The organism is Nonomuraea sp. NPDC004354 (assembly GCF_053602555.1).
The window spans coordinates 632,026-652,322 of record NZ_JBSGDV010000001.1; the positions used below are offsets into that span (position 1 = coordinate 632,026).

13 protein-coding genes are annotated in these 20,297 nt (G+C 71.6%); 8 read left to right on the forward strand and 5 right to left on the reverse strand.

Features of this window, described 5'->3' with window-relative positions; translation table 11 throughout:
- Positions 1-242 precede the first annotated feature (242 nt).
- Positions 243-4,925 (reverse strand): ATP-dependent helicase, encoded by a 4,683-nt coding sequence (locus ACWENQ_RS03010; protein WP_452412732.1) that lies wholly within the window; start codon positions 4,923-4,925, stop codon positions 243-245.
- A gap of 116 nt (positions 4,926-5,041) precedes the next feature.
- Here ACWENQ_RS03010 and ACWENQ_RS03015 point away from each other — a divergent pair, with 116 nt between their 5' ends.
- From ACWENQ_RS03015 to ACWENQ_RS03035, 5 genes are all read left to right on the forward strand, one after another.
- On the forward strand, positions 5,042-6,361 hold the full coding sequence (locus ACWENQ_RS03015) for a pyridoxal phosphate-dependent decarboxylase family protein (RefSeq protein WP_452412733.1): 1,320 nt from the start codon (positions 5,042-5,044) through the stop codon (positions 6,359-6,361).
- 42 nt (positions 6,362-6,403) lie between these two features.
- Complete coding sequence (locus ACWENQ_RS03020; RefSeq protein ID WP_354906648.1) at positions 6,404-6,892, forward strand: VOC family protein; 489 nt, start codon at positions 6,404-6,406, stop codon at positions 6,890-6,892.
- Between the two features lie 243 nt (positions 6,893-7,135).
- Complete coding sequence (locus tag ACWENQ_RS03025; protein WP_354906647.1) at positions 7,136-7,330, forward strand: DUF3046 domain-containing protein; 195 nt, start codon at positions 7,136-7,138, stop codon at positions 7,328-7,330.
- A 16-nt stretch (positions 7,331-7,346) separates the two neighbouring features.
- Complete coding sequence (locus ACWENQ_RS03030) at positions 7,347-7,904, forward strand: AAA family ATPase (RefSeq protein ID WP_449916825.1); 558 nt, start codon at positions 7,347-7,349, stop codon at positions 7,902-7,904.
- Positions 7,905-7,952: 48 nt separating this feature from the next.
- Positions 7,953-8,375 (forward strand): MarR family winged helix-turn-helix transcriptional regulator, encoded by a 423-nt coding sequence (locus tag ACWENQ_RS03035; protein WP_452412734.1) that lies wholly within the window; start codon positions 7,953-7,955, stop codon positions 8,373-8,375.
- Between the two features lie 164 nt (positions 8,376-8,539).
- On the opposite strand, the gene ACWENQ_RS03040 is transcribed toward ACWENQ_RS03035, so the two are convergent.
- The gene (locus ACWENQ_RS03040) at positions 8,540-8,806 is read right to left on the reverse strand and encodes a hypothetical protein (protein WP_449916820.1); all 267 of its coding nucleotides are present in this window, start codon (positions 8,804-8,806) and stop codon (positions 8,540-8,542) included.
- Between the two features lie 250 nt (positions 8,807-9,056).
- On the opposite strand from ACWENQ_RS03040, the gene recA reads away from it, so the two are divergent.
- The 3 genes from recA to rny all read left to right on the forward strand — a co-directional run bounded on the left by recA (position 9,057) and on the right by rny (position 16,434).
- Positions 9,057-10,154 carry a recombinase RecA gene (recA, locus tag ACWENQ_RS03045; protein ID WP_354906645.1) on the forward strand — a complete coding sequence of 366 codons (1,098 nt, stop codon included), beginning with the start codon at positions 9,057-9,059 and terminating at the stop codon, positions 10,152-10,154.
- A gap of 3,196 nt (positions 10,155-13,350) precedes the next feature.
- Entirely contained in the window at positions 13,351-13,815 is a 465-nt protein-coding gene (locus tag ACWENQ_RS03050) for a regulatory protein RecX (RefSeq protein WP_452412983.1), read from the forward strand.
- Between the two features lie 999 nt (positions 13,816-14,814).
- Positions 14,815-16,434: a ribonuclease Y gene (gene rny, locus ACWENQ_RS03055; protein WP_354906643.1), complete on the forward strand. Its 1,620-nt coding sequence runs from the start codon at positions 14,815-14,817 to the stop codon at positions 16,432-16,434.
- Between the two features lie 361 nt (positions 16,435-16,795).
- Here rny and ACWENQ_RS03060 read toward each other — a convergent pair whose 3' ends face one another.
- Genes ACWENQ_RS03060 through ACWENQ_RS03070 form a run of 3 tightly spaced genes read right to left on the reverse strand, consistent with a single transcriptional unit; the run spans position 16,796 to position 20,231 of the window.
- Positions 16,796-18,613 carry a S9 family peptidase gene (locus tag ACWENQ_RS03060; RefSeq protein WP_452412735.1) on the reverse strand — a complete coding sequence of 606 codons (1,818 nt, stop codon included), beginning with the start codon at positions 18,611-18,613 and terminating at the stop codon, positions 16,796-16,798.
- A 38-nt stretch (positions 18,614-18,651) separates the two neighbouring features.
- Positions 18,652-19,566, reverse strand: coding sequence for an amino acid ABC transporter permease (locus ACWENQ_RS03065; RefSeq protein WP_449916815.1), 915 nt, complete (start codon positions 19,564-19,566; stop codon positions 18,652-18,654).
- Positions 19,563-20,231 (reverse strand): amino acid ABC transporter permease, encoded by a 669-nt coding sequence (locus tag ACWENQ_RS03070; protein WP_449916813.1) that lies wholly within the window; start codon positions 20,229-20,231, stop codon positions 19,563-19,565. The genes ACWENQ_RS03065 and ACWENQ_RS03070 overlap by 4 nt, the downstream gene beginning before the upstream one ends.
- Between the last annotated feature and the right edge of the window lie 66 nt (positions 20,232-20,297).

Consider the following 20,297-nt stretch of genomic DNA (forward strand, 5'->3'; position numbering starts at 1 on the left):
CCCGTGCACAGTGGCTGCCGATCGACGGGAGCCGAAGTGACCGGTGGTTCCGGGGACCGGTGGTCAGGTACGGGGCCGGCGGCCAGCCGGTGTGGCCGTTGATCGGGACGGCCCGCTGCGGAACGCCGGTCCGGAGGTGTTCACGTGCAGGGCGGTCACCCGAACCCCAGCGGTCGGTGGGCGGCTCCTCCGATGACTGATGGGTCGCTCCTCCGGCTGCTGGTGGGCGGTTCCTCCGGGGGTCAGGCGCGGAGGCGGAGGCCGCGGGGGGTGGGATGGAAGCCCGCCGCCTCCAGGGCCGCCGCCAGCGGCGAATCGTTGATCGACTCGCCGTCGGCCCGCTCCACCGTGAGCTTGCCCAGCGCCCCGTCCCGTACGGCCAGCGCCAACGCGTCGACCGCGGGCTGCAGCCGCCCGTCGTCGGCGAACGACAGCAGCGTCTTGCCGCCCCGCTCGACGTACAGCACCAGGTGCCCGTCGACGAGCACCACCAGCGCGCCCGCCTTGCGACCCGGCTTGTGCCCGACGTCACCAGGACGCGCGGGCCAGGGGAGCGCCGCGCCGTACGGGTTGGCGGGGTCAGCCGCCGCCAGCACCACCGCGCGCTGTCCCGCCTCCACGCCGCGCCGGCCGGAGGCGTCATCCGAGAGCCCGGTCCCGCCCGAGAAGCCACCAGAGGCGTCACCGGCGACACGGCCGGATGAGTCAGGCGCCAGGGCGCGCATCCGGTCGACCGCCCCCGGCAGGGCGAACTGCGCCCCGCCGAGCCCTTCGACGAAGTAACCCCGACGGCAGCGCCCGCTCTCCTCGAACGCCCGCAACACCTGGTACACCGCCGCGAACCCGCCGGGCAGCCGTTCGGCCATCACCGCACCGCGCGTGACCACGCCGTGGCGTTCGAGCAGGGCCTCCGCCTGCGCGTGCGCCCGCTGCGTGGCGTCGGGCGACGGCGAGGGCAGCAGCCACCACCTGCCGCCCACCAGCGGCGATCCGCTCCTCGACGGCAGCACCGCCCGCCGCCGCCGGGTGGTCGCGGGCCGGTGGGCGGGCCGTCCCGAGCCGAGCGTCGCCCGCAGCGGAGCCAGCGTGTCACCGGACACCCGGCCGGACCAGACCAGGTCCCACAGCGCGGTGGTGAGCGCGAGGTCGTCGAGCGAGCCCACGCGATCGGACAGCCCGCGGAAGAACAGCGCCCCGCCGCCGTCGAGCACCTCGAGCACCTTCTCGTGCAACGGCGTCATGGTGATCTCGGCAGGCGGGGGCAGCAGCAGCGGGGCGGTGTCGGCGAAGTAGAGCGACACCCAGCCGTCGCCGCCCGGCAGCGCCCCCTGCCCGGTCCAGATCACCTCGCCCGAGGAGGTGAGCTCGTCGAGCAACGCGGGATGGTAGCCGGGCACCCGCGAGGGCAGCACCAGTGTCTCCAGCGAGGAGGCGGGCACCGCCGCGCCCTGGAGCTGCTCGATCGCGTTGACCAGGGAGTCCATCGATCTGGCCGCGCCGATGGCGCCGCCCGCGGCCCGCCCCGCGGGACGGCCGGAGACGCCGTGCCAGCTCGGCGCGAACAGCGCGAGCGTCTCCGGCGGCACCGGTTCGACCTCCTTGCGCAGCCGCGCCAGGGACCTGCGCCTGAGCATCCGCAGCACGCCGGCGTCGCACCACTCCTCGCCGCGTCCGCCCGGCCGGAACTCGCCGCTCACCACCCGCCCCTGGGCCGCCAGCCTGCGCAGCGCGTCGCTGATCACCGCGACGCCGAGCCCGAACCTGGCCGCCGCCGCCCCGGCGTGGAACGGCGTGCGGGTGCGCGCGTGCCTGGCCACGAGGTCGCCGAGCGGGTCGGCGACCGGCTCGAGGAAGGCGTGCGGCACGCCCACCGGCAGGGGCGCGCCCAGCGCATCGCGCAGCCTGGCGGCGTCCTCGATCGCCGCCCACTGCTCCTCGCCGGCGATCCGGACGCTGATCGCCCGCCGTCCGCGTTCGAGCTCGGCCAGCCACGCCGGGTCGCCGCCGCGCACGCTCACGTCGGCCGCCAGCAGCGGACCGTGTGAACGCAGCAGGTCGGCGAGGTCCTCGGCGTCGCGCAGCGGCCTGTCGAGCCTGGCCAGCTCCCGCTCGGCGTCGGCGATCACGTCGGGGTCGAGCAGCTCGCGCAGATCGGCCTGGCCGAGCAGTTCGGCCAGCAGCGTGGTGTCGAGCGCGAGGGCCTGCGCCCTCCGCTCGGCCAGCGGCGCGTCGCCCTCGTACATGAACGCGCCGATGTAGTGGAACAGCAACGAGGCCGCGAACGGCGAGGCCTGCGAGGTCTCCACCTCCACCACCCGCACCCGCCGTGCCGCGATGTCGCGCATGAGCTGGACCAGCCCCGGCACGTCGAAGACGTCCTGCAGGCACTCCCGCATCGTCTCCAGCACCACGGGGAAGCTCGCGTACTGCGCGGCCACCCCCAGCAGGTGGGCGGCCCGCTGGCGCTGCTGCCACAGCGGGGTGCGCTTTCCCGGCGTGCGCCGGGGCAGCAGCAGCGACCGCCCCGCGCACTCCCTGAACCGGGAGGCGAACAGCGCCGAGCCGCCCAGCTCCTCGGTGACGATCTGCTCGATCTCGTCGGCGTCGAAGGCGGCCACGTCGCTCGGCGGTTCGGCGAGCGTGTCGGGGATGCGCAGCACGATGCCGTCGTCGGAGTGGACGGCCTGCACGTCGACGCCGTAGCGCTCGCGCAGCCGCCGGTTGACGGCCAGCGCCCAGGGGGCGTGGACGCGCGCGCCGTACGGGGAGTGGATCACCACGCGCCAGTCGCCCAGCTCGTCGTGGAAGCGCTCGACCAGCAGCGTGCGGTCGTCGGGCACGTAGCCCGTCGCCTCGCGCTGTTCCCGCAGGTAGGCCAGCAGGTTGCCCGCCGCCCACTCGTCGAGGCCCGCCGCCCGCATCCGCTCGGCCAGGCCGTCGTTCAGCACGTCGGCCGCGCCGCTCGTGCCTGCCGTACCGGAGGAAGGACCGAGGCTGGAGTTCAGCTCCCGCAGGAACGCCCCGATGGCCCTGCCCAGCTCGGCCGGACGCCCGGGGGCGTCGCCGTGCCAGAACGGCAGCTTGCCCGGCTGGCCGGGCGCCGGTGAGACCAGCACCCTGTCGGCCGTGATGTCCTCGATCCGCCACGAGGTCGCGCCCAGCACGAACACGTCACCGGCCCGCGACTCGTAGACCATCTCCTCGTCGAGCTCGCCGACCCTGGAGCCCTTCTCGCCGACCAGGAACACCCCGAACAGCCCGCGGTCGGGGATGGTGCCGCCGTTGGTCACCGCGAGCCGCTGCGCGCCGGGGCGGCCCTGCAGCACGCCGGTCACCCTGTCCCACACCAGCCGTGGACGCAGCTCGGCGAACTCCTCGCTCGGGTAGCGGCCCGCGAGCATGTCGAGCGTCGCCTCCAGCGCGCTCCGCGGCAGCGTGGAGTACGGCGCGGCCCGCTTGACCACCTCCTCGAGCTCGTCGACGGTCCAGTCGTCGAGCGCGGTCATCGCCACGATCTGCTGGGCCAGCACGTCGAGCGGGTTGCGCGGGTAGCGCAGCTCCTCGATCTGGCCGCTGCGCATCCGTTCGGCCACGACGGCCGTCTGGATCAGGTCGCCGCGGTACTTGGGGAAGATCACGCCCTTGGAGACCGCGCCCACCTGGTGGCCCGCCCTGCCGATCCGCTGCAGGCCGCTGGCCACGCTGGGCGGTGCCTCGACGCAGGCCACCAGGTCGACCGCGCCCATGTCGATGCCGAGTTCCAGGCTGGAGGTGGCGACCACCGCGGGCAGCCGGCCCGACTTGAGCGCCTCCTCGATCTGCGAGCGTTCCTCCTTGGACACCGACCCGTGGTGGGCCCGCACGATCTCGGGCACCGCGCCCTTGCTCGCGCCTGCCTGGGCCATCATCTCCGCGGGCGCCGGCAGGGCCGCCGGCGCGGCGGGCGGCTCGGGCCCGCTCTCCCAGATCGAAAGGTCGATCATGTCGTCGCCGCCCCGCTCCCGCTCGTAGGCCAGCTCGTTGAGCCGCGTGCACAGGCGCTCGGCCAGCCGCCGGGAGTTGGCGAAGACGATCGTCGAGCTGTGGGCCTCGATCAGGTCGAACAGGCGATCCTCCACGTGCGGCCAGATCGACCTGCGCGCGGGCTCCTGCACGAACGCGTCGGGGTCGGACACCGGCCGCGCGTCGAGCTCGGTCATGTCCTCGATCGGGACGACGACCTCCACCTCGATGCGCTTGTCCGAGGGCGGCTGCACCACGGCCGCGGGGCGGGCACCGCCGAGGAAGGCGGCCACCTCGCTGACCGGCCGCACGGTGGCCGACAGCCCGACGCGCTGGGCGGGCCGTTCGAGGAGGGAGTCGAGCCGCTCCAGGCTGAGCGCCAGGTGCGCGCCGCGCTTGGTGGCCGCGACCGCGTGCACCTCGTCGACGATCACCGTCTCGACGCCCCGCAGCGCCTCTCGGGCCTGGCTGGTGAGCAGCAGGAACAGCGACTCGGGCGTGGTGATGAGGATGTCGGACGGCTTGGCGGCGAACCGTCTGCGGTCCTCCGCCGAGGTGTCGCCCGAGCGGATCGCCACCGAGATCTCGGGTACGGCCAGGCCCAGGCGCCGCGCCGTCTGCCGCAGCCCGGCGAGCGGCGCCCGCAGGTTGCGCTCCACGTCGACGGCCAGCGCCTTGAGCGGCGACACGTAGAGCACCCTGCATGTCCGCTTGCCCTCCTGGGCCGGCGGCCGGGCGGCGAGCCTGTCGAGCGACCAGAGGAAGGCCGCCAGCGTCTTGCCGGACCCGGTGGGCGCGACGACCAGCGTGTTGTCGCCGCGCGCGATGGACTCCCACGCCCCCAGCTGGGCAGGCGTGGGAGCCGCGAAGGCCCCGGTGAACCATTCGCGGGTCACCCTGCTGAAGTGGTCGAGGAAGCTCACTCCACCATGGTGCCTTCCGGCACCGACAAAACGAGCCGGGCCGTACCGGCCAACCGGTTTGGTAGATCTTCGTCTGCTATTTCCCTTTTTTTCGGTTTTATCCCCATACTGCATGCGTGCATAGCTACGACGAGCGCCTCACCACCCTGGTCTTCGACTACATGAGGCAGCGCCTCGCCCTCGACCCGGTTCCCCTGGACCACCCGGGTGAGAAGGACAAGCTGGACGCCGCGCTCGCCGGGCTGATCACCAAGGAGGGCGCCGACCCCGCCAAGGTGCTGGACGTCTACGACCAGCAGCTCTCCCGCGCGGTCATCTCCGCGGACAGCACCCGGTTCCTGTCCTTCATCCCCGCCGCCCCCACCAAGGCGGCACTGCTGTTCGACATGGTGGTCTCCTGCGCCTCGCTGCAGGGCATCAGCTGGCTGGAGGCCTCCGGCGCCATCGCGGCGGAGAACCAGGTCCTGCGGTTGATCGCCGACTACGCGGGCCTGCCCGGCACGGCGGGCGGCTGCTTCGTCTCCGGCGGCAGCGCCGCCAACCTGTCGGCCCTCGTCGTGGCCAGGGACACCGCCGGCGTGCCGAACGCGAAGATCGCCGTGAGCGACCAGGCCCACTCCTCGATCGCCAACACGCTGCGCATCATCGGCGTCGAGGCGCTCGTCGTGCCCTCCGAGGACCACCGCCTCACGGGCGCGTCCCTGCGGAAGGCGCTCGAAGGCCAGGAGAACGTCATCGGCGTGGTCGCCACCGCCGGCACCACGAACGCGGGCATCGTCGACGACCTCAAGGGCGTCGCGGAGGTGGCCCGCGAGCGCGGGCTGTGGTTCCACGTCGACGGCGCGTACGGCGGCGCCGGGCTGTTCGCCCCTTCCGTCCGGCACCGCTACGAGGGCATCGAGCACGCCCACTCGTTCGTCGTCGACCCGCACAAGTGGCTGTTCGCCCCGTTCGACTGCGCCGCGCTCATCTACCGCAACCCCAACCTGGCGCGTGCCGTACACACGCAGGACGCCTCCTACCTGGACGTCCTGCACACCGACGGCGGCGAGTGGAACCCCACGGACTACGCCTACCACCTGACCAGGCGCGCCCGCGGGCTGCCGCTGTGGTTCTCGCTCGCGGTCAACGGGACCGACGCCTACACCGAGGCCGTCGAGCGCGGGCTCGCCCTGGCGAGGGAGACCGCCGAGCTGATCAGGGAGAGCGACCACCTGGAGCTCATCCGCGAGCCCGAGTTGTCCGCCGTGCTCTTCCGCCGTCCGGGATGGACCGCCCAGGACTACTACACGTGGTCAGAGCGGCTGCTGGCCGGGCAGATCGGATTCGTCACCCCCACCGGCTGGGAGGGCGAGACCGTCGCGCGTTTCGCTTTCCTGCACCCCGGCACCACGATGGAGATCGTGAAGGAGATTGTGGCCACGATGCGCGATTGAGGCGCCGATCCCGGGGACATAGAGCGGGAGAGGTGAGGCGACGTGACCATCGATTACGCAGCCATCGAGGCTGATCGCGAGCGTATCAAGCGGCAGTACCTCCTCCCGCACCGTCCATCGAGCAGCGCGCGCGGTCTGCACCACTTCGCACTGCTGTCCTCCGACGTGGAGCGGACGGTCCGGTTCTACCAGGAGCTCCTGGAGTTCCCCCTCACGGAGATCTTCGAGAACCGCGACTACAAGGGTTCCAACCACTTCTTCTTCGACATCGGCAACGGCAATTTGCTGGCGTTCTTCGACTTCCCCGGGCTCGACCTGGGGCCGTACCAGGAGGTCCTGGGCGGGCTGCACCACATCGCGATCTCCGTGGACCCCGCGACGTGGGAACGGTTGCGCGGCAAGCTGGAGATGGCCGGCGTGCCGCACCAGATCGAGAGCGGCGCCTCCATCTATTTCAGGGACCCCGACGGCGCCCGACTGGAGCTGCTCGCCGACCATCTGGGGGAGATGTACGGCTCGCGCGTGCTGTAGCCGCTACCTCCGTGACGCCCTGCGGGTGCGCGACGCACCCTCACGGGGTTCGGCCCTCAGACCGGCGTGCCGCTCGGCGCGCTCGGCCTTCTCCTTCTGTACGGCGAGCCGCTGCTGCAGGAGCAGGGCGCGGCGTCGCTCCCGATGTGACCTGGAATCGATTGACGGCTTGGGAGCCGCTTTGGAGGATTTCGCCATACGGTCTGTCCTACCCAGTGCGGGGCGGGTTCCATACTGGGGAGCATGCGTCTGACCGAGTTCTGGAGAAGGATGCGGGCCCACTTCGGCGACGTCTACGCCGAGTCGTGGGCCAGGGACTACGTGCTCGCCCCGCTGGGCGGGCGCACGGTCGAGCAGGCACTGGCCCAGGGCGAGAGCGCCAAGGACGTCTGGCGCGCGGTGTGCCAGGTGGAGAACGTCGACGGCAAGCTGCGCTGACCGCCGGGGAGGAACGGTGCACACCTGCTCGTGCTGCACGGCGGGGCCGCGGCTCGTGGTCTTCACCGGAGGCCCCGGATCGGGCAAGAGCACCCTGATCGACCGCTTGGGCCTGTCCGGCTCGCGGGAGGCGGGGCGGGCGATCATCCAGGACCAGGTGGCCATCGGCGGCCAGGCGCTGCCGTGGAAGGACGTCGACCTGTTCGCCGAGCTGATGCTGAGCTGGGAACTACGCTCCTACCGTCTCGCCGAGGCCATGGACGGCACCGTCGCCTTCGACAGGGGAGTGGTCGACGTCGTGGGCTACCTGCGCCTCGAAGGGCGTCCCGTGCCCGCCCACGTCGACGCCGCGGCCAGGCGCTTCCGCTACCACCGCACGGTCTTCGTCGCGCCGCCGTGGCCGGAGATCTACGAGAACGACGCCGAGCGGAAGCAGACGCCCGACGAGGCCGAGCGGACCTACGCCTCCGTGTCCTCGGCCTACCTCGACTACGGCTACGAACTGGTGGAACTGCCGCGCGCTCCCGTTGCGGAACGGGCCGCCTTCGTGCTCGGGCACCTCGGACGCGCCTGAGTTCGTCGCCTGTCCATAAAGTGGGCGCCGACACCGTAGGAGGAACCGATGGCGACGCTCGACCAGGACGTCTGGGCCGGGGTGGTACGGCTGCACGCCAGGGTGGAGCACTCACTCGCCACCGCGTTGCAGCGGCACGGCCTCGGCCTGTCGGAGTATCGGGCGCTGTGCCACCTGTCCGCGGCCGCCGACGGCGAGCTGCGCATGCAGGAGCTGGCCGACCTGCTCGGGCTCAACCAGAGCTCGGTCACCCGCCTGGTGGGACGGCTCGAGGCGTCCGGGCTGACCCGCCGCGACCTGTGCGCCAAGGATCGGCGAGGCGTCTACACGGTGATCACCGAGGCGGGCAGGGAACGCAGGAACGGGGCGAGAGCGGCCTACGAGGAGACGCTCACGGGAGCGCTCGACCGGGCCGCGGCCGACGGCCTGGCGAACACCGTGGCGGGCCTGCGGGCCTCGTTCGTCGGGTGACAGGCGCGTGCGGTGTCCGCCGGGCTGCTCGTGCGTGCCGTAGCGGCGGGGGTCGTTCGGCTGGGTCGCGCGGGCCGTAGAGGTCCGGGTCGCTCGGCGGGGTCCGCGTGTGTCGTACCGATCGGGGGCGCTTCTCCGGCTCGCGCTTGCCGTACCGGTCCGGGTCACTCGTCGGTCAGGCAGGTGTGGAGCGCCTCCGCCGTACCGGCGGGATCGTCGGCGTGGCCCTGGCCGCCCGGCGACCACAGGAAGACCCACGCGGCGGCGGACGGGGTCGCGAAGATGATGGTCTGGCGGCCCGTGCGCGGATGCCACACCCACAGCACCGGGTCGTCGCCGCCGATCATGCGCCCCACGAGCCCGCAGCCGGGGAGCAACGCCGCGAGCGCCTCCAGGTGGGTGCGCCGCTGCCCGGTGTACGTGCTCGTCACGTCGCCGCCTCTCGACCTTTCCAACAGGATCTCCCCAGGTCAGCGGCCATGGCAACCGGCCCGGCGGATTGTCAGGGAATGTCGGCCGGGCACGGCGGGTGGTCGGCGTGTTCGAGGCGCGATCGAACAGCCGTTCGGCTACCATGAGAAGCGCCGGCCACGGTGCCTCGCGCGTCCGGCGGAAAATTGTCGGTCCCACCGCGTAGCTTTCACTCGACCGACCACACCACGACCCTCCCGGGGAGTTCCCATGGCTATCAACGACCGCGAGAAGGCCCTTGAGACTGCCCTCGCACAGATCGAGCGGCAGTTCGGCAAGGGCTCCGTCATGCGCCTCGGCGATGACGCCAGGGCTCCCATCGAGGTTGTCCCGACCGGTTCGATCGCGCTCGACGTCGCGCTCGGCATCGGTGGTTTCCCCCGCGGCCGCATCATCGAGGTCTACGGTCCCGAGTCCAGCGGTAAGACCACGGTGGCGCTGCACGCGGTGGCCAACGCCCAGCGGGCCGGCGGCATCGCCGCGTTCATCGACGCCGAGCACGCCCTCGACCCCGAATACGCCAAGAAGCTCGGCGTCGACACCGACGCGCTGCTCGTCTCCCAGCCCGACACGGGTGAGCAGGCGCTGGAGATCGCCGACATGCTGATCCGCTCGGGCGCCGTCGACATCATCGTCATCGACTCGGTCGCCGCCCTGGTGCCCAAGGCCGAGATCGAGGGCGAGATGGGCGACAGCCACGTCGGTCTCCAGGCCCGTCTGATGTCCCAGGCGCTGCGCAAGGTCGCGGGCGCGCTCAACAGCACCGGCACCACCGCCATCTTCATCAACCAGCTGCGCGAGAAGATCGGTGTCATGTTCGGCTCGCCCGAGACCACGACCGGTGGTAAGGCGCTGAAGTTCTACGCCTCGGTCCGCCTCGACATCCGGCGCATCGAGACGCTCAAGGACGGCACGGAGGCGGTCGGCAACCGCACCCGCGTCAAGGTCGTCAAGAACAAGATGGCGCCGCCCTTCCGCGTCGCCGACTTCGACATCCTGTACGGCGTGGGCATCTCCCGTGAGGGCGGCCTCATCGACATGGGTGTGGAGCACGGCTTCGTCCGCAAGTCCGGCGCCTGGTACACCTACGAGGGCGACCAGCTCGGCCAGGGCAAGGAGAACGCGCGTAACTTCCTGCGCAACCACCCCGACGTGGCCAACGAGATCGAGAAGAAGATCAAGGAGAAGCTGGGCGTGGGCCCGCGCGTCGACGCGCCCGCCGAGGCCGCCGCTCCCGCCGCCCCTCCGGCTCCCGCCTCCTCGGGCCGCGGCTCCAAGGCTTCCGCGCCCAAGCCTGGTGACGTCTGATCCGGGCTGAGCCATGAGCACGTCGTCGGACCCTGACCAGCGGCCCTCCGGCTCCACGCCGGAGCCGCCCGCCTCCGCGACCCTCCAGCGGCCGGGCCAGGGTCCTGACGCGCGCACTCCCTCGGAGGTGGCGGGTTCTCCCACGACCGCCTCCGAACTGCGCGGCGGCTCAGCCACCCCTCCCACGTCTTCCGGCGACCGCGATGCCGTCACCCCCGCCCACGGTGAGCCCTCGGCCGGCGACGGCACCTTCGCCGGTGACCCTCACGATGGCGCACACCACCCCCTGGGCCGTGGCGACCACGACGGCCGCGCCACCGGTGACCGACCCCGCGACCGCTGGGGCCTCGATGACAACGGACCGGACGGCCGGCACGCGGCAGACCCCGACTCGTGGACCTCACCCGGCTCTGGTTCCTGGGACCTACGGAACCCCACCGGCTGGGGCCCCGGCCGGCGGTATGACGCTGACCAATGGAACTCGGGCATCTGGAGCACAGCATCCCGACTTTCGGAATCCCGGGGCTCGGGTTCATGGGACGCGGAAAGTGCCGGCGCGGACGCCTGGAGCCCGGGACCGTCTGGCTCGGGCTCGCGGGATCCGAACAGCGCCGACCCTGAATCCTGGGACACGGGGACCCAGGATTCAGGGTCGTGGGGCACGGACAGCACCGGCGCGGACGCCTGGAGCCCGGGGCCCACTGGCTCAGGTCCGTGGGGCGGGGACAGCACGGGCGCGGACACCTGGGACACGGGATCCCCTGGCTCGGGTTCGTGGGAGACGAACAACGCGGGCGCCGACAGTTGGGGCACGGCATCCCGGGGCACGGGTTCGTGGGACACGAACAGCACCGGCGCGGACGCCTGGGGCAGCATCCCCGACGGCGTCGCCGACCTGGCCTCACCCCGCGCGTCGCGTGGAAGAGGCCGGGCACGGCCGCGTTCGGCCGACGAGCCCGCCCCCGCCTGGCCGTTCGCCGCGACAGGCCCGGCCTGGTCACCCACCAGCAGCGCCGAACCCACCGACCACCCTGACGACCGCGCCTCCGATAGTGGGGATCGGACGTCCCAGGCAGAGGCGCGTCCCTCGACACGAGACGAACGCGCCTCCCGTGTGGAAGACCGCACTTCCCGGGCCGAGGAACGGACTGCCCGTGTGGAGGGCGGCACTCCCCGCACCGAGGGACGCGCCTCCCGTGTGGAGGGCGGCACTCCCCGCGCCAAGGGACGCGCCTCCCGTGTGGAGGGCGGCACTTCCCGGGCCGGGGAACGGACTGCCCGTGTGGAGGGCGGCAGCTCCCACACCGAGGGACCGACTCCACTCGTGGCGGAGCGTTTGTCCCACGCGGAGGGACGCTCGTCCCATGGGGAGGGACGCTCGTCCTCCGCTCAGGCGGTCGGCGGGGGCGAAGGGGGCGCTTCTCCGGACGATCGTGGCGACCCCGTCGTCAGAGAACCGGCCGTCGCTCCGTCGGCCGGCGAGAACACGGCCTCGCCGGAACCATCGCCCAGCAGCGCGCGCACAGAAGACCCCGTTGCAGACACCACCGCACAGAAACCGCCCTCCCGACGCGAGGAAGAGGACGACCGTCCCGGGGCGGCGCATGACTGGGGCGCGTGGCCTGACATCCCGCAGCGGGAACCACGATCCAAGCGCCGGTCTCGGGCCCGATCGTCCAGGGACCAGTGGGCCGTCCCCGAGGGAGGGCTCGGCTCGGGCGACGACGGCAGCGGGTCGAACGCGTGGCTCGACTCCGGCGATGACGGCGGCCGGCCGTACGGGTGGCTGGAGTCAGGAGATGACGGCACCCACTTGGAACGTGGGCTCGCTTCCGGCGACGACGGTCTGTCGGGGAGTCGCGGGGCATCACGCTCGCGTAAGGGCTCCCGCCGCGCCCGAGGTGAGTCCCGCTGGACCGGCAGTGACGACAGCGCCCCTCGGTCGACCCGTGGTGGCGCCGGGTCTACGGGAAGGCGTTCCTCGACCCCTACCGGCTGGGGTGACGACCTCTCGACCGATCACGCCGACAGCGGCTGGGATGACGGCAGCACGGATGGTCATGGCGACGGCGGCCGGGGCGGGAACGCCTCACGTGGCCGTGGTGACGGTGGTTGGGGTGCTTCAGGCAGCCGTGGTGATGGCGGTTGGGGGGCGAGCGACTCGGGGCGACAGCTTGATGGCGACCGGGGTGCCGGCCGTGATGGGGGCGGCTGGGATGCAAGCTCCTCGGGCCGGCGTAGCGATGGCAGTCGGGGCGGTCGCCGTTCGGATGGTCGCGCTGAGGGCGGCTGGGGTAGCAGCCGAGGCCGGGATCGTGCCGGCTCGGGACGGGGGCGTGCTGGCTTCGGCTCAGGTGACGGCTTCGTCGACTTCGACTCCAAGGGTGAGGCGCCCGAGTGGGCCAGGGGAGAGGACCCGCCGAACAGAGCGTCGGATGCCGCGTGGTCGGCTGGGCCATCCAGCGATTACCGTCCTGCCGTTTCCGGAACGTCCGGTTCCGGGGGCGTCGGGGAGGTCGGCGGCAAGGGCCCTACGGGGTGGCCACAGTCCATCCCCCGGAGGCGAGGCTCGGCCGAGCGTCCGCCACACGACGAGCAGGGACACCGGGAGCAGGACGACGAGCCCCAGGAGCGGCAGACGGACGCGGCCGGAGTCGGTCCTTACAGGTCGGCGCCGGACCTGGGTGCCGGTGAAGGACGGTTCGGGTCCGAAGACGGGCCTGGTGAAGCGCGGTCCGGGGCGAAAGTCGGTCCTGCCGAAGGATGGTCCGGAGCGGAAGAGCAGCCCCGTGATGGCCTGTTCGGGTTCGGAGAGGAGCCTGGTGAAGGGCGGTCCGGGGCGGAAGACCGGCCTGGTGACGCCCGGGTGGGATCCCGTGATGGCCTGTTCGGGTTCGGAGAAGGGCCCGGTGATGGCCTGTTCGGGTCGGGAGAGGGGCCCGGTGGCAGCCTGTTGGGGGCCGGGGACGGGCCCGAGGGTGGCCTGTTCGGGTCGAAGGACGGTTCTGTTGAAGGATGGTCCGGGGCGGAAGATGGGCGCCGTGAGGGTCGGCGTCAGGGGCAGGGAAGGCGGCGCGGCGGCGGGTCGCGGAAGGGAAGCGGCAGAGCTCGCTCCGCAGGCTGGGCGGAGGGGCCGCAGGAAGGGCCCGAGGCGGCTTCGGGCCCCGAGGCGGACCCGGAGTCGGTCGCGCGGGCCATCTGTCTGAGGCTGCTCACGATGGCGCCGAAGACGAGGGCGCAACTCGCCGAGGCGTTGCGGAAGCGCGATGTGCCCAGGGAGGCCGCGGAGGCGGTGCTGGATCGATTCACCGAGCTGGGGCTGATCAACGACGAGGCTTTCGCCGACGCGTGGGTGGACTCCCGGCACCACGGTCGGGGGCTCGCGCGCCGGGCGTTGGCGGCGGAGTTGCGGCACCGGGGCGTGGACAGCGACACGATCAACGAGGCCGTCGAGCGTGTCGACTCCGACCAGGAGGTGGAGACGGCCCGCAGGCTCGTCGAACGCAAGCTCGCCTCCACCCGTGGGCTTGATGCGCAGGCCCGCACCCGGCGGCTGGCCGGGATGCTGGCGCGGAAGGGGTACGGGGCAGGGGTGGCCTACCGGGTGGTCCGTGAGGCGCTGGAGAGCGAGGGTGTCGAGGTGGAGGACGACTTCCCCTAGACGCGGAGGGAGCGTTTTGCGGCTCCTCGCGTCGCGAAGGGATGGTCCGCGGCTTCTCCGCAACGCGGAGGGAGCGTGTTGCGGCTCCCCACGACGCGGGGGGAGTGCTTTGCGGCTCCCTCGCGACGCGGAGGCGGGCGGGGCTTCTCCGCCGCGGCAGGGACTTCTCCACCATCCGAGGCGGTAGGTGGCACCCTCCAGACAGCGGCACGCGGTCTCCCTCGGATGAGCGGTAGGCGGCCTCCCTCAGCCGAGGAGGGTGGGTTTTCTGGCGACGGCGGGTGCTTGACCCGGCCGTGAGGTCTCGCCGACCTCGCCTTGCCCGGGAGCTGGGGCCTGGGCGGGCCCGTCGAGGGTGGTTGCGCTGGTCATGGGGCTGCACGACCCGTCGTGCGGGGGAGTCGGGGGACCGTGCGATCGCCCCGAGACGTTAGACCGTTCTCCAAACTAAGGAGCCCCGCACCGGGGCCGGTGGGATGATCCGCGAGGAGCCCGTCAGGCGCGGTGGAAACGCCGGTTCGAGCAGGCCTGATCGTGGTCGCTCCGACCCTCCGACGATCATGATCAGGGGTGGCGCGGAGGTCCGGTCATGAACCGGTAAGAGGTGCTGAGATCAGCGTCTCCGGGGCGCGTCAGGTCAGGATTAGCTGGGTAAATGACGGCATGTCGGCCATTTTGGGAAAGATCGTGCGGTATGTGCTCGATTTGATGGTAGGACACGCTTGACAATGAGTCTTTGCTTGCCCGTTACCTCTTCGACGCATAACCTCGACGGCAGTGAGGAGTTACTCCGCGCAGTGCGGATTGCCATACCGGTGAACTACGGACGAGCGAGCTCGATTGACCATGAACGACAAGGTGTCGGCGGTCCACGTCGACGCCCGGTCCGCCTTGGCTTGATATTTGTCCTGGTGGAGACACCGATGGGGCGATCCGTGCCGTGCACGTGACCCCTCCTGGGGCGTTTGGAAGCTGTGACGCGAGGAGGGCGGGGCGCACATGGAGACGCCTGTCGTGGTGCTGGCGGTGGCGGTGCTCCTGCTGGCGTGCGTGATGATCGTCGCGTTTGTCGTGCTGTTGCGCCGTACTGCCGCCCTGACGCCGCCTCAGGCGGTCAAACCGTCACCGGACGAGCTGGCCGCGGTGCAGTCGGAGCTGGAGGAGGCGCGCCGCGAAGCCGTACAGATCAGGGACAAGGCGCAGTCCGACGCCGTCGAGATCCTGCGCAGGTCGGAGATGGCGGCAGAGACGGCGGCGCAGATGCGGCAGCAGGTCGAGGAGGAGAGCCGCATCCTCAAGAACGAGCTGAAGGAGCTGCGGGCCGACCTGGAGCGGAGGGAGAACCGCCTGGGCGAGCGGGAGCAGCGGCTCGACGAGGAGGCTCGACGGCAGACCGAGCGGGGCAGGAAGCTTGCCGAGACCGAGACGGAGCTGGCCGACCGCCGTGAGGAGCTGCTGCAGGTCGAGACCGAGCGCCGGGCCATTCTCGAGCGTGTGGCGGGGCTGACGTCCGATCAGGCCAAGAACGAGCTGGTCAAGGAGATCGAGAACCAGGCCAAGCGCGAGGCCGCGCTGATCGTCAGGGAGATCGAGAGCGACGCCCGCAAGGAAGGCGAGAAGCGCGCCACCAAGATCGTGACGCTGGCGGTGCAGCGGATCGCGGCCGAGCAGACGGCGGAGTCCGTGGTCAGCGTGCTGCACCTGCCCGGTGACGACATGAAGGGCCGGATCATCGGTCGTGAGGGGCGCAACATCAGGGCGTTCGAGTCGACGACGGGGGTCAACCTCATCATCGACGACACACCCGAGGCGGTGCTGCTGTCCTGTTTCGACCCTGTGCGGCGGGAGACGGCGCGGCTGACGTTGGAGAAGCTCGTGCTCGACGGGCGGATCCACCCGCAGCGTATCGAGGAGGCCCACGACCGCAGCCGCCAGGAGGTGCAGGACCTGTGCGCGCGGGCGGGCGAGGACGCGCTGGTAGAGCTCGGGATCACCGACATGCACCCGGAGCTGACGCTGCTGCTGGGCCAGCTGCGCTATCGCACCAGCTACGGGCAGAACGTGCTCAAGCACCTGATCGAGTCCGCGCACATCGCCGGGATCATGGCCGCCGAGCTCAAGATGGACCATCAGCTGCTGAAGCGGTGCGCGCTGCTGCACGACATCGGCAAGGCGCTCACGCACGAGGTCGAGGGCAGCCACGCGCTGATCGGCGCGGAGATCGCTCGCCGCTACGGCGAGCACGAGGACGTCGTCCACGCCATCGAGGCGCACCACAACGAGGTCGAGGTGCGCACGGTGGAGGCGGTGCTCACCCAGGCGGCTGACGCGATCAGCGGGTCGCGGCCGGGGGCGCGGCGCGAGTCGCTGGAGGCGTACGTGAAGCGGCTGGAGCGCCTGGAGGAGATCGCCACCTCCTTCGACGGGGTGGACAAGGTGTTCGCCATGCAGGCGGGCCGTGAGATCCGCGTCATGGTCAAGCCGGACGCCGTCGACGACATCCAGGCCCAGGTGATCGCGCGCGACGTGGCCAAGCAGGTGGAGGAGGAGCTCACCTACCCCGGCCAGATCCGCATCACCGTCGTCCGCGAGTCCCGGGCCACCGAGTTCGCCCGCTGACGCCGTCCGGTCCTTCCCGTACGGCACGCCACGGTCGAGGCCACCGGGGTCACCGGTGACCGTCCGTCCTCCCACGCGTGCTCCAGCAGGACTTCGGTGCCCGCCGTCACGTCGGGGACGCCGGCCGGGTCCTTCGGTCCGCCGGCCGGGGCCGGTCCCGCGCCCGTCCCCGGCTCGAAGCCTGAGGCCGGTCCCGCGACCGTCCCCGGCTTGAGACCTGAGGCCGGTCCCGCGACCGCCCCCCGCGCGAGGCCTGAGGCTGGTCCCGCGACCGCTCCCGGCTCGAAGCCTGAGGCCGACCACCGGCTCGAAGCCTGAGGCCGGTCCCGCGCCCGTGGTGCGCGGGCCGCCGCCCCGGCCCCTACGGCAACGTGAAGATCTGCTGGTAGAACGACAGCTCGGCGGCCAGCGCCGCCGTCCTCGTCTCCGTGCGGCGGAAGCCGTGCGACTCCCCCTCGAACGCGAGATACGTGCACGACACCCCCCGCTCCGACAGCGCGTCGGCGAACGCCGACGACTGCGCGGGCGGTACCACCGGATCGTCCAGCCCCTGGAGCAGCAGCATCGGGCACGACACCCCGCCGACCAGTGCCAGCGGCTCCCGTCCGGCGTAGAGTGCGGGATCCTCCGGTCCGACCAGCCATTCGGTGTAGCGCGACTCGAAGTCGTGCGTGTGGGCGTTGAGCGGGGCGAGCGCGCTCACCCCGTAGTAGGACACGCCGCCGGCGAAGACGTCCGACCGGCAGCAGGCCGCCATCACCGTCCAGCCGCCCGCGCTTCCCCCGCGGACGGCGATGCGCGCCGGGTCGGCGATCCCCTCGGCGACGAGCCATTCGGCGGCGGCGACGGTGTCCTCGACGTCGACGATGCCCCACTGGCCGCGCAGCCGGTCGCGGTAGGCCCTGCCGTACCCGGTGGAGCCGCCGTAGTTGACGTCGATCACGCCGATGCCGCGCGAGGTGAAGAACGCCTTCTCCAGGTCGAGTGCCGAGCCGCTGTGCGCGGTCGGCCCGCCGTGGACGAACACCACGTAGGGTGCCGCGCCGTCTGCGTGGATCGGCCGGTAGAGGAAGGCGTGCACCTGCCGTCCGAGCCGGCCGGTGAACTCGACGGGTTCGGGCGTGGGCAGGTAGGCCACGTCGGGCAGTTCGGTGATGTCGCGGCGCAGGCCCTCGACCCTGCCGGTCACCGTGTCGATCCTGGCCACCGAGCGGGGGATCGCCCCGCCGTACGCGACTCCGGCCAGCATCGTGCCGTCGGCGGACAGGGCGGGATCCCACCCCGAGTAGGGCACGTCGAGGTCGTTCAGGACGCCGGTCCGCGGGTCGAGGAGACCGAGGCGCAGGTCGCCCCGCCCGTGCAGGACGGCGAGCCGCCCGTCGCCCATCACCTGGTACGGCTGGCCGCCCAGAAACCACAGCGGCCCCGCGAACTCCTCCTCGGCCGGGTGGAGCGCCTTGAGGGAGGTGCCGTGGATGCCGATCAGGTAGAGGTTCCACCAGCCCGACGAGTCGGAGACGAGGTAGAGGTGGCTGTCGTCCTTCCACTGCGGCGCCAGGACCGACTCGGTGGATCCGCCCTTGACGGTCCACGAGTCGCCGTCGGACAGGCGGACGACGCGCAGTTCGGTGCCGTTCCACGGCATGCGCGGGTGGTTCCAGCAGATGTAGGCCAGGTGCCGGCCGTCGGGGGAGAGGGTGGGGGAGGCGTAGAAGTCGTTGCCGGTCACCAGCTCGCCGGCGTCGCCGCCGTCGAGGGGGATCGAGACGATGGCGCGGGTGACCTTGCCGTCGTGGCGTTCGCGCACGCACCACAATCGGCCGTCGCCGAGGTGCAGGTCGGCGTAGCGGGAGCCGTCGTCGGCGGTGAGCGGTCGCGGCTCGCCGGAGGTCACCAGGTAGAGGCGCTGGTCGGCGAAGTTGACGAAGACGACCCCGCGCGGCGTCACCAGGTACGGCTGCCCGCCGTACTCGTGGACCCTGCTGCGGGCGTTCCACGGGGCGGCCAGCAGCTCGGTGCGCGTGCCGTCGGCCGCCCCGTGGACGATCGTGGTGCGGCCGCCCTCGTCGGGCCGGTCCTCGGTCCACCAGATCTCCTCGCCGGAGACGGTGGGCCACGCCAGCCGCAGGCCCGAGCTCGCGACGTCGGTGGTGGAGATGGGAGAAAGCCAGAGAGGCATAGCCGCATCCTGCCGGAAAACCATGCCTCTCGTGGCCGTTACTCCATCGTGGCCACGGCTTCCGCCGCGCCGGGGGCCGCCGGAGCGGGTCCGCCGCCGAGCATGCCCGCGGCGGGCGGGACGACCGGCGGCGCCGCGGTCTTGCGGCTGCGCCTGCTGCGCCGCTCCAGCCAGGTGGCCAGCGCGCTCAGCGCCATGTTCAGGCCGACGTAGATGACGCCGATCACGATCGCGGCCGGGATCAGCGAGCCGAAGAGCGCCGAGGGAAGGATCTTGAAGCCGGTGTTGAGCAGGTCGACGTAGGCGATGATGTAGCCGAGCGCGGTGTCCTTGAGCAGGACCACGAGCTGGCTGACGATCGCCGGCATCATGGCGGTGACCGCCTGCGGCAGCAGGACCAGCCGCATCACCTGGTTCTTGCGCATGCCGATCGCGTACGCCGCCTCCGACTGGCCCTTGGGCACGGCCAGCACACCGGCTCTGACCACTTCGGCCAGCACCGAGCCGTTGTAGAGCATCAGGCCGAGGACGACCGAGATGAAGGCGTAGTCGCCGCCGCCGAACAGCGTGGGCGCCAGGTAGAAGATGAAGAAGATCAGCAGCAGCAGCGGGATGGCGCGGAAGACCTCGACCACCACGCCCGCCGGGACCCTGATCCACTTGTGGTCGGAGAGCCTGGCCAGGCCGAACACCGCCCCGAAGAGCAGCGCGAGCACAGCGGCCACGGCCGCCGCCCGCAACGTGCCGATCAGGCCGGGGATGATCCAGATCTCCCACGTCTCGGCCTGCAGGAACGGCCGCCAGATGCGGCCGTCCCACTGGTTCTTGGCGTCGAAGCCCGCGTAGATGCCGTAGAGCACGGCCGCGACCGCGACCACGCTGACGACCGTCAGGATGCCGTTGCGGATCTTGGCCCGCGGCCCCGGCGCGTCGAACAGGACAGAGGTGCTCATCGGGCCACCGCCAACCGTCGGGAGAGCCATCCGGTGAAGTAGCCGATGGGCAGGGTCACGGCCATGAACGCGAGCACGATGCCCACGAAGATCGGGATCGAGGCGCCGGTGGTGTCGAAGATCTCCTTCATCGTCGCCGCCACCTCCCCGAGGAAGCCGCCCGCCGTCGCCACCGTGGTGTTCTTCACCATGGCGATGATCACGCTGCCGAGCGGCGCCACGACCGCGCGGAACGCCTGCGGCAGGATGATCAGCCTGAGCGACTGGAAGAACGTCAGCCCGATCGCCCGCGCCGCCTCCGCCTGGCCGAGCGGCACCGTGTTGATGCCCGCGCGCAGCGCCTCGCAGACGAACGCCGCCGTGTAGCACGACAGGCCCATCGCGACGATCCAGAAGGAGTTGGTCCGCGGTATGTCGGAGAAGACCAGGCCGAGCGTGTCGCTCAGGCCCAGCGCCGAGAACGCCAGCACCAGCGTCAACGGCGTGTTCCGCACGATGTTGACGTAGACCGTGCCGGCCACGCGCATGACGGGGATCGGAGACACCCGCATCGCCACCAGCACCGTGCCGAGGGTGAGGGAGACCACCAGGCCCACGAGCGAGAGCTTGATGTTCTCCATGAACCCCCGCGCCAGTTCAGGGGCGTATTGAATCAGTTCGTCCACAGTGCTCCACCGTTGATATGACAGCGGCGGCCGAGGCTACCCGGCCGCCGCGTCCGGTCCGTCGCT